Source organism: Acinetobacter sp. YH01003, from assembly GCF_013420525.1.
Taxonomy (GTDB): Bacteria; Pseudomonadota; Gammaproteobacteria; order Pseudomonadales; family Moraxellaceae; genus Acinetobacter; species Acinetobacter towneri.
Window position 1 is genome coordinate 138,476 of the sequence record NZ_VOXY01000005.1, and the last position, 12,649, is coordinate 151,124.

At 41.9% G+C, this 12,649-nt stretch carries 9 protein-coding genes; all 9 read left to right on the plus strand.

The annotated features are described in order from the left end of the window. Positions 1 to 249: 249 nt before the first annotated feature. The 9 genes from fis (at position 250) to cysE (ending at position 12,565) form a co-directional block, all read left to right on the plus strand. Positions 250 to 519, plus strand: a complete 270-nt coding sequence (gene fis / locus FTT70_RS06950; RefSeq protein ID WP_001086304.1) for a DNA-binding transcriptional regulator Fis — start codon at positions 250 to 252, stop codon at positions 517 to 519. Positions 520 to 611: 92 nt separating this feature from the next. Further along, the gene (gene purH / locus FTT70_RS06955; protein ID WP_004973127.1) at positions 612 to 2,186 is read left to right on the plus strand and encodes a bifunctional phosphoribosylaminoimidazolecarboxamide formyltransferase/IMP cyclohydrolase; all 1,575 of its coding nucleotides are present in this window, start codon (positions 612 to 614) and stop codon (positions 2,184 to 2,186) included. 170 nt (positions 2,187 to 2,356) lie between these two features. Further along, complete coding sequence (gene purD, locus FTT70_RS06960) at positions 2,357 to 3,640, plus strand: phosphoribosylamine--glycine ligase (RefSeq protein WP_180072547.1); 1,284 nt, start codon at positions 2,357 to 2,359, stop codon at positions 3,638 to 3,640. 785 nt (positions 3,641 to 4,425) lie between these two features. Further along, positions 4,426 to 5,298, plus strand: a complete 873-nt coding sequence (locus FTT70_RS06965) for a MetQ/NlpA family ABC transporter substrate-binding protein (protein ID WP_096900915.1) — start codon at positions 4,426 to 4,428, stop codon at positions 5,296 to 5,298. Positions 5,299 to 5,372: 74 nt separating this feature from the next. Continuing rightward, entirely contained in the window at positions 5,373 to 6,398 is a 1,026-nt protein-coding gene (locus tag FTT70_RS06970; protein WP_004973123.1) for a methionine ABC transporter ATP-binding protein, read from the plus strand. Beyond that, on the plus strand, positions 6,395 to 7,090 hold the full coding sequence (locus FTT70_RS06975) for a methionine ABC transporter permease (protein WP_004973122.1): 696 nt from the start codon (positions 6,395 to 6,397) through the stop codon (positions 7,088 to 7,090). The genes FTT70_RS06970 and FTT70_RS06975 overlap by 4 nt, the downstream gene beginning before the upstream one ends. A gap of 244 nt (positions 7,091 to 7,334) precedes the next feature. Continuing rightward, the gene (dnaE, locus tag FTT70_RS06980) at positions 7,335 to 10,898 is read left to right on the plus strand and encodes a DNA polymerase III subunit alpha (protein ID WP_180168439.1); all 3,564 of its coding nucleotides are present in this window, start codon (positions 7,335 to 7,337) and stop codon (positions 10,896 to 10,898) included. Between the two features lie 28 nt (positions 10,899 to 10,926). Beyond that, complete coding sequence (locus FTT70_RS06985) at positions 10,927 to 11,775, plus strand: RNA methyltransferase (protein ID WP_004973119.1); 849 nt, start codon at positions 10,927 to 10,929, stop codon at positions 11,773 to 11,775. Further along, a complete protein-coding gene (gene cysE, locus FTT70_RS06990) occupies positions 11,768 to 12,565 on the plus strand; it encodes a serine O-acetyltransferase (RefSeq protein WP_004973118.1) in 798 nt (265 codons plus the stop codon). Before FTT70_RS06985 ends, cysE begins: the two co-directional genes overlap by 8 nt. The last annotated feature ends 84 nt before the right edge of the window (positions 12,566 to 12,649 follow it).

Genomic DNA, 12,649 nt, shown 5'->3' on the forward strand with positions numbered 1-12,649 from the left:
AGATCTGTCTAATGCGCTTTATTTTTATATATCGCGTACAGAGTAGATTTTTTGTTTTGATTTTGGTCTGTAACAATTATTAATGTATTGTTACGCTTAAATTTCGACCAATGCCTAGAGTTGTGGCAAGCTAAATGTTCCAGTTTTAGAACTTCCCGTTTTAGGATCTAAAACGGAGTTCATTTAATTTATAGACCACATTGATATATCACTTTATCCCAGTGATATCTGATTTTCGGATTAATTCGCATGAATAGCAAATCTCCTATTTTTACTGCACAATCTGATGTTGCTTTACGTATTCACGTAGATCGCGCAGTTCGCCATTATTTTGCACAACTACAAGGTGAACAACCTTCACAAGTGTATGACATGGTGTTAGCAGAAATGGAGAAACCTCTTTTATCTGTTGTTCTTGAATACACTCGCGGTAACCAAACACGCGCTGCTGAAATTCTTGGACTAAACCGTGGTACTTTACGTAAAAAGTTAAAAGCTCACGGTTTAATGAGTGAATAAGTGATAAAATGCTTGCGACCTCCGCAGGCATTTTTTTTACCTGCATTTTGCTAGTTTGTTTTAATCTGTAATTGAAAACTGTGACGAAGATCATGACTATTAAACGCGCTTTAATCTCTGTTTCTGACAAAACAGGTATTGTTGAATTTGCACAAGACCTTGCTGCTCTTGGGGTAGAAATTTTATCTACTGGCGGTACTTATAAGTTGCTTAAAGACAACAATATTGCTGTCGTAGAAGTATCAGAGCATACTGGTTTCCCTGAAATGATGGATGGTCGTGTAAAAACGTTACACCCAAAAATTCATGGCGGTATCTTGGCTCGTCGTGGTCTAGACGAAGCAGTCATGGCAGAACACAATATTGATGCCATCGACTTGGTTGTTGTTAACCTTTATCCATTTGCTGCGACTGTTGCAAAACCAAATTGTTCACTTGCAGATGCGATTGAGAACATCGACATTGGTGGCCCTACTATGGTTCGCGCTGCAGCGAAAAACCATGCTTCTGTAGGTATTGTAGTAAATGCTTCTGACTATGCGACTGTTATTGCAGAAATGAAAAGCAACGGTGCATTGTCTTACGAAACTCGTTTTGATTTGGCAGTGAAAGCATTTGAACACACTGCACAATATGACGGCATGATCGCCTCTTACTTAGGTGCACGTGTAGGTAAAGAAGAAGGTACTGCTGACCAATTTGCACGTACATTCAATACACAATTGAACAAAGCGCAAGATTTACGTTACGGCGAAAACCCGCATCAATCTGCAGCGTTCTATGTAGACCCTGCTGCAACTGAAGCTTCTGTTTCTACAGCGAAACAGCTTCAAGGTAAAGAATTATCTTATAACAACATTGCAGATACTGATGCCGCACTTGAATGTGTGAAATCATTTGCAAAACCTGCTTGTGTGATCGTAAAACACGCGAACCCATGTGGTGTTGCTGTATCTTTAGACGGTATTCAAGCGGCTTATGACCTTGCTTATGCAACTGACCCTGAATCTGCATTTGGTGGCATCATTGCGTTTAACCGTGAGTTAGACGTTGCGACTGCACAAGCGATTGTAGACCGTCAATTCGTTGAAGTGATCATTGCACCAAGCATTGCTGATGGCGTACTTGAAGTGACTGGCGCGAAGAAAAACGTACGTGTACTGGTATGTGGCGAACTTCCTGCGATTGATGCACGCGCTCCACAAATGGATTACAAACGTGTCAACGGCGGTTTATTGGTTCAAGATCAAGACTTGGGCATGATCACTAAAGATGACTTAAAAGTTGTGACCAAACGTGCACCAACTGAACAAGAAATTGACGACATGATCTTTGCTTGGAAAGTTGCGAAATACGTAAAATCGAACGCAATTGTTTATGCAAAAAACCGTCAGACCATTGGTGTTGGTGCAGGTCAAATGAGCCGTGTAAACTCTGCTCGTATTGCTGCCATTAAAGCAGAACATGCAGGTTTAGTGGTTGAAGGTGCAGTAATGGCATCTGACGCATTCTTCCCATTCCGTGATGGTATTGATAACGCAGCTAAAGCTGGTATCAAATGCATTATTCAACCGGGTGGTTCTATGCGTGATGAAGAAACGATTGCAGCAGCAGATGAAGCTGGTATTGCAATGGTCTTCACTGGCATGCGTCATTTCCGTCACTAATTAAACTCATTAATTAGAAGTCGTATTTAATAATCCTCCGAAATCCCCCTTTTTTATAAAAGGGGGACTTTTCACGTAAGGGAACTGTGTTTTATACACAATCCCCTTCCTTTTCAAGGGTGAAAAGCATAACTTCGCTAGGGGGATTTTATTCTTTGAGGGATTTTTAGATGAACATTTTGGTTTTAGGTAGCGGCGGTCGTGAACATGCGTTAGCATGGAAAATCGCACAAGATGACAAAGTCGCTAAAGTCTTTGTTGCACCGGGTAATGCGGGTACTGCAACAGAAAACAAATGCGAAAATGTAGCGTTAGATATTCAAAATAACCCTGCAATCATCGACTTTGCCAAAAATAATGCAGTTGATTTAATCATTGTTGGTCCTGAAGCACCACTGGTCAATGGTGTGGTAGATGCCTGCCGTGAAGCGGGTTTAAAAATTTGGGGCCCAACCCAGTTTGCTGCGCAGCTTGAAGGTTCTAAAGCCTTTGCCAAGCATTTCTTAAAACGCCACAACATTCCAACTGCATTCTATGACGTATTCACTGAAGTTGATGCGGCAAAAGCATTTGTTGAAAAAAATGGCGCGCCAATCGTGATCAAGGCGGACGGTCTTGCTGCAGGTAAAGGCGTGATCGTAGCGATGACCAATCAAGAAGCATTCGATGCAATTGATGACATGCTAGCAGGCAACAAATTTGGTGATGCGGGTTCGCGTGTAGTTATTGAAGAATTCCTTGCAGGTGAAGAAGCTTCTTTCATTTGTATGATTGATGGCGACAACATCCTTCCTATGGCAACTTCACAAGACCACAAGCGTATTTTTGAAGGCGACCAAGGTCCAAACACTGGCGGTATGGGTGCTTACTCTCCTGCCCCTGTCGTGACTGCAGACGTATTTGAAAAAACGATGAATGAAGTAATGCGTCCTACCGTTGAAGGTATGAAAAAAGACGGTCATGTTTATACAGGTTTCTTATACGCAGGCTTAATGATTGACGACAAAGGTCAACCAAAAGTGATCGAGTTTAACTGCCGTTTTGGTGACCCAGAAACACAACCAATTATGATGCGCTTAAAGTCATCTTTGGTAGATTTAGTTGAAGCAGGTATTGCAGGCAACTTACCTGCCGAAGCAGACTGGGATGAACGCAAAACTGTCGGGATTGTATTGGCGACTGCGGGTTACCCTGAAACTTCAGGCAAAGGTGATGTGATTTCTGGTTTAGAAACACAAATGGCAGATGCGAAAGTATTCCACGCAGGTACAGCAAGCAATGCCAAAGGTGAGATTGTGACCAATGGTGGTCGTGTACTGTGTGTAACTGCGCTCGGTAATACCATTGGCGAAGCGCAAGCTAAAGCCCTTGAACTGTGCGAAAAAGTTACCTTTGATGGTGTGCAATATCGTAAAGATATTGGCTATCGTGCCATTGCTCGTGAAAATGCTTAAAATTTTTAGTTTAGCCTAAAAATTTAAGTCCATAAAAAAGCTCGTCACTGTACGAGCTTTTTGTTTATCAGGTTGTAACCCATGTACATTGTGATGATCTACGTTTATAAAATACTTTAGATCAATAAACATGCAAAAAATAAAAAGCTTCAAAGAATTTTTAATTTCAATATTCGTTGAGTTTACATTGCAAATACTTTTTATTTTTGCAGGATTAATATATTTGGCTTATGTTTTTATAGGGATAGGTTCATTGTTACTCTGTTTGCCTTATATATGGGCGATATATTATCGTTGGAAAAATCATTCATAACTTCTTTTATGTATTTACAGCCATGTTCTGATTCTTGTAACTAAGCCGATTTCATACCGACAATTTCATATCTCGTTTTTTACTATCGATTGCAGAATAAATTTTAAAGCACCTAAATATTTAAACACTTGTTCAAATCCTTAATCTTTACAGAATATATTTATTTATAAGAACTTATTTTGACTTATTCGCTTTCTGTTGTAAAAACAGTGATATGCATAACATACACAGCACTATATAGAATTATTTTTTATTGTTATGATGGTGCATCTTTTGAAAAAGTGAATTGCCCATCCATCTCAAAATTATTGATTGAGCTGTGGGCTGACTTTTTCAGTACTCAAACAATACCTACAACATATTTGAGAAACATACAAAATCATCATCATGCGATTCCATCCATCGTGCTGATTTGATTCTTCTCAATCATTGGCAACTTTAGGCACGGCTTAAACTTGCTCGGGATATATTCATGAAAAAGCTCCTTGGTCTTGTACTTGGTCTTTCAGTTGGCTTGGCTGGCTGTGGCAAACAAGAAGCGCCTGCGACTGACGCGGCACAAAAAGATTCTTCTGCTCTACACACTGTCACTATGGCATCGACTGGTTCAGATGCAGATATTTGGCGTTTTATTGCCGACTTACCTGAAACCAAAGCAGCAGGTATTCAACTTGAAGTGAAAAACTTCACCGATTACGTGTCAATGAACACGGCGGTAGCAAATAAAGAAATTGATCTTAACGCATTCCAATCTTATGCCTATATGGTGGCATTTAATGCCAACAATAAAGATCAAATTGCACCAGTAGCGACAACTTACTTAGAGCCAATGGGTATTTACTCAAGCAAAGTGAAAAAGTTGGATGAGTTCAAAACAGGTGCAACGATTGCTATTCCAAATGATGGTGCCAATGAATCACGTGCGTTGTTATTACTTCAATCCGCTGGTTTGGTTAAACTGAAAGATGGTTTTGACAATGTTCAAGGCACGCCTGCAGACATCGTAGAAAATGCGAAGCAAATTCAAATCAAACCGATTCAAATGGCAACGGCTGTACGTGTAAAAGATGAAGTCGATGCAATTGTTTTGGGCAACACTCTTGCAATGGAAGGTGGTTTGAACGTACTTAAAGATTCAATTTATTACGAGCCAATTGACCAGAGCACAAAAATGAATGTCAACATTCTCGCGACTGCTGCAGATCGTCAAAATGACCCAATCTTGCAAAAAGTAGGTGCGTTGTATCATACCGAAGCGGTGAAGCAATATATTGATCAGCACTTTGGCGGAACAAAAGTTGCGGTAAATAAACCTGTCAGCTATTTCACTGAAGCAGCAAAATAGTAATATAATGCGTTAAACAAAACAGGCAAAGCGAACTTTGCCTGTTTTTTCATTTATGGACATTTCTTGACGATATGATTGAATTTAAAAACATTTCAAAGCACTATCAGCTCAAAGGTCAAACACTGCGTGCGTTGGATCAAATTAACCTACAAATTCCAACAGGCAGTATTTTTGGCATTATTGGCTATAGTGGTGCAGGTAAAAGTACGTTAATCCGCTTGATCAATTTGTTGGAGCGTCCAAATGCTGGGCAAGTCATCATTCATCAAAAAGATTTTACTGCACTCAATGCCCGCGAATTACGTCAAGAACGTGCCCATATTGGAATGATTTTTCAGCACTTCAATTTATTGCAGACCAAAACTGTTGCTGCCAATATTGAAATGCCGATGAAACTGTTAGGCTGGAACAAAGCCGAACGCGAAAAGCGTTTAAATGAATTACTTGAGTTTATTGATTTAAAACATAAAAAAGACGCTTACCCTGATGAACTTTCAGGCGGACAAAAACAACGTGTCGGTATTGCGCGTGCGCTAGCCAATCATCCTAAAATTTTACTCTGCGATGAAGCAACTTCAGCACTTGATCCACAAACCACCAAATCTGTGCTGGAATTACTGAAAAAAATTAACCGCGAACAAGGCATTACCATTGTAATGGTCACACATGAAATGGATGTGATTGAATCGGTTTGTGATTATGTGGCGGTGATGGAACAAGGCAAAGTCATTGAAACAGGTTCAACCCTAGAAATATTTAGTCAACCGCAACATCCGACCACCAAAAGCTTTATTCAAACCGTGTTGCAGCAGCAATTGCCTATCAATATTTTGAATAATCTGGAAAATCAAAATCAGCACAGCATTTATTGTCTGAAGTTTTTAGGTAAATCAGCTCAGGAAACCGTAATTCAAGCCGTCATTAAACAGTTTGATATCAGCCTGAATATTTTATTTGCCAATATGACCGAAATTGATGGCGCTGTGATTGGGCAAATGTTTATACAATTGCTCGGTGATGCAAGCGTCATTCAACAAGCACTTGAATTTCTGCAAGCCAATGGTGTTGAAGTTGAACAGTCAGGAGTACAAGCATGAGAGATTTAATTGTACAGTGGCTGACCTCAGTAACTGCGCCTTTCTGGAAAAGCTCTTTATCTATTGACCAGTTTGTTACAGCCTTACAAGAAACCTTTCACATGGTGTTCTTTGCCATGTTGTTTGGTTGTATCTGGGGCTTTATTCAGGGCATTACCCTTGTAGTGACTCGTCCGACAGGTATTTTGCCAAACCGTGTGATTTATCACGGGCTTAACCCGATTGTAAACGCACTGCGCTCCCTACCCTTTATTATTTTATTGATTGCGGTGATTCCGCTGACTAAATTGTTAGTGGGTACATCCATCGGAACTTGGGCAGCCATTGTTCCACTGACCATTTATGTCGGCCCGTATATTGGTCGTTTGGTAGAAACTTCACTGCTTGAAGTCAATGAAGGGATTGTCGAATCTGCACAGGCAATGGGTGCTACACCCTTACAGATTATCTTCAAATTTATTTTACCTGAAGCACGTAGCTCACTCATTTTGAACCTAACCACAGCCACCATTAGCTTAATTGGCGCAACTGCTATGGCAGGCGCAGTCGGTGCAGGCGGCATTGGTGACCTTGCTATTTCTTATGGTTATCAACGCTTTGATAGTAGTGTCGTGATGCTAACCGTGGTGGTCTTATTAATTTTAGTGCAATTGGTGCAAAGTTTAGGCGATTGGTTATCTAAACTCAGATAAATCTTTCATCTACACATCAGAAATAGATTCACCATTTAACTCCTTGCTACTCGTATGAGTGTGTAAGGGGTTAAAACCACACTCCTTCTCCATGCATACGTGATTCACGCCATATCAACATCCAAAAAACTGAAATTTTGATATACGGTCAAGATCATCGAAAACCGTAGGAAAAACTTTGCAGCATGTTTTGTCTTGAGCAGAGCATGCTAAACTAACCCGTGATTTTTTAAGGGACTGATTCATGCGCTTTGTTCATTTAGGTATACATACAGAATTTTCGATTACCGAGTCGATTGTACGCATACCTGACTTGATTAAAGCTGCAGTCAATGAAGAAATGCCTGCTTTGGCATTGACCGATCTCTCTAACCTACACGCTGCCGTAAAGTTTTATGGCAAATGTTTGGGACAAGGCATCAAACCGATTTTAGGTTCAGTGCTGCGTTTAAATGATGCCGATCATCGTGTGACGCTATTGTCGATGAACAATCACGGCTGGCGCAATCTGACCGAACTGGTGTCGCGTGGCTATATTGAAGGTCAGCAACTCAATATCCCTTGCGTCAATAAAGCATGGATTTTAGAACAAGCCGATGATCTGATTCTGTTACTCGGCATTCAAAGTGATGTCGGCAAAATGCTGATCACGTCCAATCCACAAAAAGCCGAACCGTTGCTAGAAGAATGGATAGAAAAATTTGGTAATCGGGTCTATTTGGCGCTGACCCGTACAGATCGTCCCGATGAAGATGCTTTTATTGCCGAAGCGGTTAAATTAGCTAAAAAATATAATATTGGCGTGGTGGCACATAATGATGTGCACTTTGTCCGCCGTGAAGATTATGAAGCGCACGAAGCGCGAGTTTGTATTGCCGATGGTTATGTTTTAGGGGATAACCGTCGTCCTAAAACGTATAGTCCTGAGCAATATTTTAAAACTACTGCAGAAATGACGGAATTATTTTCCGACATTCCAAGTGCTATTGAAAACAGCTATCACATTGCCAAACGCTGTAACGTCACGCTGCAATTGGGTAAATATTTCCTTCCAGATTATCCAATTCCAGACGGACACACCATTGATACCTACTTCGCGCACCTATCCAAACAAGGTTTAGAAGAACGTCTAAATGTGCTCTATCCTGTCACACAGCGCGATGAAGACTGGGCAGAAATTCGCAAACCTTATGATGAACGAATTGAATACGAAATTAATATTATTAACTCGATGGGCTTCCCGGGTTACTTCCTCATCGTCATGGACTTTATTCAATGGTCTAAAAATAATGGCGTACCTGTTGGGCCGGGTCGTGGTTCAGGCGCAGGCTCATTGGTCGCTTATAGCTTAAAAATTACCGACTTAGACCCATTGCGTTATGAACTACTCTTTGAACGTTTCTTAAACCCAGAACGTGTATCCATGCCCGACTTTGACGTCGATTTCTGTATTGCAGGACGCGATAAAGTCATTGATTATGTGGCACGCACCTATGGACGTGATGCGGTATCACAAATTGCCACTTTCGGTACTATGGCCGCCAAAGGTGCGATTCGAGATGTCGCACGGGTTTTGGGCAAGTCTTATGGTTTGGCAGACCGTATTTCTAAATTGATTCCAACTAAACCTTTAGGGCTTAGTTTGGAAGAATCAATTGAAGCCGAACCACAGCTGAAAGATGTGGTGACCAATCCATCTAACCCAGACTATGACGATGCTTCAGAAATTTGGGAAATGGCTTTAAAACTTGAAGGCATTACCCGCAACACAGGCAAACACGCAGGTGGTGTGGTCATTGCACCAACCAAAATCACCGACTTTTCTGCGGTTATGTGCGATGCTGATGGAACCGCCCGTGTTGCACAATACGATAAAGACGATGTTGAATCGGCAGGTTTGGTCAAATTTGACTTCTTGGGTTTACGTAACCTGACGGTTATTGAAGATGCAGTACAAAATATCAATAAACGCATCCAAGCCGATACACCGCTAGATATTGCCCATATTCCATTGGACGATAAAGACGCCTATTTAGTCTTTGCCAATGCCAACACCACAGCGGTATTCCAGTTTGAATCCGTGGGCATGAAAAAGATGCTGAAAGAAGCACGCCCAAGCAAATTTGAGGAAATTATTGCCTTCGTGTCCTTGTATCGTCCTGGCCCGATGGATCTCATTCCAGACTTTATTCACCGTATGCACGGTGGCGAGTTTGAGTATCTGCATCCTTTGCTAGAAGGTGTGCTTGAACCAACCTACGGCATTATGGTTTATCAGGAACAGGTAATGCAGGCGGCACAGTATTGTGCAGGCTATACCCTCGGTGGTGCGGACTTACTACGTCGTGCTATGGGTAAGAAAAAACCTGAAGAAATGGTGAAACAGCGCCAAATCTTTATTGAAGGTGCTGCGAAAAAAGACATTGATGCCGCCACAGCCAACCATATTTTCGACTATATGGAAAAGTTCGCAGGCTACGGTTTTAACAAATCCCACGCGGCTGCTTATGCCCTCGTTGCCTATCAGACGGCATGGCTGAAAGCACATTACCCTGCCGAATTCTTGGCTGCGGTAATGTCGTCGGAAATGCAAAACACCGATAACGTGGTGTTCCTGATTGATGACTGTCGCCACAATGGTCTGGAAGTTTTACCACCTTCGGTAAATATGTCTTTGTATCATTTCCACGCCAGCGATGAACGCACCATTGTCTACGGACTTGGCGCAATTAAAGGCGTGGGCGAACAAGCCATGCAATCAGTGATTGATTCTCGCCAAAAAGAAGGTCCATACCGCGATTTATTTGACTTCTGTCATCGTATTGATTTGAAAAAAATCAACAGACGAACCCTTGAAGCCTTAATTCGTGCGGGTGCATTAGACTGTTTAGGCATCGAACGCTCAAGTTTAATGGCACAATTGCCAGAAGCGGTACAAGCGGCGGAACAAGCACGTTCCAACCGTGAAACAGGCATCATGGATTTATTTGGTGAAGTTGAAGAAGTACAACGTAAGCCTGCCAAACCTGTAAAACCATGGTCAGATGAAGTCCGACTTAAAGGTGAAAAAGACACACTTGGACTTTACCTCACTGGTCACCCGATTGATGTCTATCGCAATGAATTAAAAGCCTTTATTCCAAGTAAAATTAATGAACTGACGCCAACCCGTCGTGGCGTGACCACCGTCTTTGCAGGCTTGGTGGTGGATGTCGCCAACTTCCCAAATCGGATGGTGGTCACTTTAGATGATGGTACGGCACGTATTGAAGTATCTGCCAACCATGAGCGCTTCCAACGCTTTAAAGATATTGTACAAACTGAAAAAGTGGTGGTGATTGAAGGCGAAATTTACGAACGTGAAGGTTTTGACCGCCCAATGGGACGCTTAACCAAAGCGTTTAGCTTGAATGAAATTCGTCAAAAACGCGCCAATAGTATTCAAATTCACTTGCATGCAGAACATTTAAGCAAGACCTTGAGTCAAGACTTACAAAATATGTTGCTGCCTTATTGTAATGTGGATTTATGCACGCATATTCCTGTTTTATTGCACCTTGACTATGCTTATGCCACTGCAGAATTACATTTGGGCATTCAGTGGAAAATCGCACCCTTAGATGAAGCCTTGGTCAAATTGCGTGACTATTTTGGTAAAGAAAGCCTGCATATCGAATATCAAGTGAAATCCAAAGCCGCGAAAGCTGTCGATGTGGCGAAACCTGCATCGATTGCTCCACCACCTGCTGATATGAGCATGGATGATGCTATAGATTTATACCATACCGAAGTTGATCAATATTCTTAATTAAAAATTTAACCCATCTGGATTTGTTATGAGTCAAACCGACAATGCAGCTGTTGCCGCACACCTCTCCCACGTGCGTATTGTCATGGTGAATACCACCCTGCCTGCCAACATCGGTAGCGCCTTACGCGCCATGAAAACCATGGGGCTATGTAAATTGGTTTTGGTTGATCCAAAAACCTATCCGCATCCAGATATTGATGCTTTGGCGGCAGGTGCAACCGATTTAATTGAACAGATTGAAGTGGTTGAACAGCTCGAAGATGCAATTGCCGACTGCCATTTGGTCTTTGGCACCAGTGCACGTAGTCGTACTATTCCTTGGCCACTCTTAGATGCACGCCCTGCGGCAGAAAAGTCGTTAAATGCTGTGGCACAGCATGGGCAAAATGTTGCCATTATTTTTGGACGTGAAGATCGTGGTTTAACCAATGAAGAGCTGGCTTTGGCGAATTATCACGTGACGATTCCTGTCAATGAAGAATATGGTGTGCTCAATGTTGCTCAAGCCATTCAAGTGATTTGCTATGAAATGCGTATGGCTGCCATCGATATTGTCGGAAAAATTGCCGATCCTGCAGCGACGATGCAAGTGACAGATTCTGAAGCGATGCAATGGGATGAACCTTTGGTCAACCATGAACAAATGCAACAGTTCTATCCACATTTAGAAAAAATGCTGGCAGAAATTGAATTTATGGATCCAAAAAATCCACGATTATTGCCTTTGCGCTTGCGTCGGCTTTTCGGACGTATACAATTAGATCGTATGGAATACCATTTACTTCGCGGTATTTTTAGCCGCGTACAAGCAATGAATAACGGTTCATGGAAAAAATCTACATCAACACAGGACGAGGATCAAACTAATGCTTAAACAGCTCAAAGAAGACATTCAAGCTGTCTTCGCGCGCGATCCTGCTGCTCGAAATACACTTGAAGTCTTAACCACTTATCCAGGAATTCACGCTTTAATTATGCATCGTGTGGCGCATGAATTATGGAACAAAGACTGCAAGGGGTCGGCACGTCTACTCTCGTCATTTAGCCGTTTTGCTACAGGAATTGAAATTCATCCCGGTGCAAAAATTGGTCGTCGCTTTTTTATTGACCATGGCATGGGCGTGGTGATTGGTGAAACTGCTGAAATTGGTGATGATGTCACCTTATATCATGGCGTGACTTTAGGCGGCACAACGTGGAATAAAGGCAAACGTCATCCAACTTTGGAAGATGGCGTAGTAGTCGGTGCAGGCGCGAAAATTCTAGGCCCATTCACCGTACATAAAAATGCCAAAGTTGGCTCTAATGCGGTTGTGACCAAAGAAGTACCTGAAGGCGCAACTGCTGTGGGTAACCCTGCGCGCTTTATTATGAAAAATAAACCTGCCGATGATCAGGAAGCACGTCGTCGTGATTATGCTGCCAGTATTGGTTTCCAACCTTATGCAGCAACGCAGGACCAATCTGACCCAGTATTGGACGGCATGCGAGTATTACTAGATCGCTTGGAACAAAATGAAAAACGTATGAATTTATTATGTCAGCGTCTCTCTTTACTTGACCCAAGCTTTAAAAACCCACAGCAAAATGAACAACCTTATAGTGCAGAAGAATTAAAAATAATTGAAGATGTTAGACGTGAGTGTGAAGCACAAAGTAAATAGGGCTGTTTATTTGATCAATCCTACATACTTAAAAAAACTTCGTATCACTGTGTAACTAAGCCCCCTCAATTGTATTGCATGTTC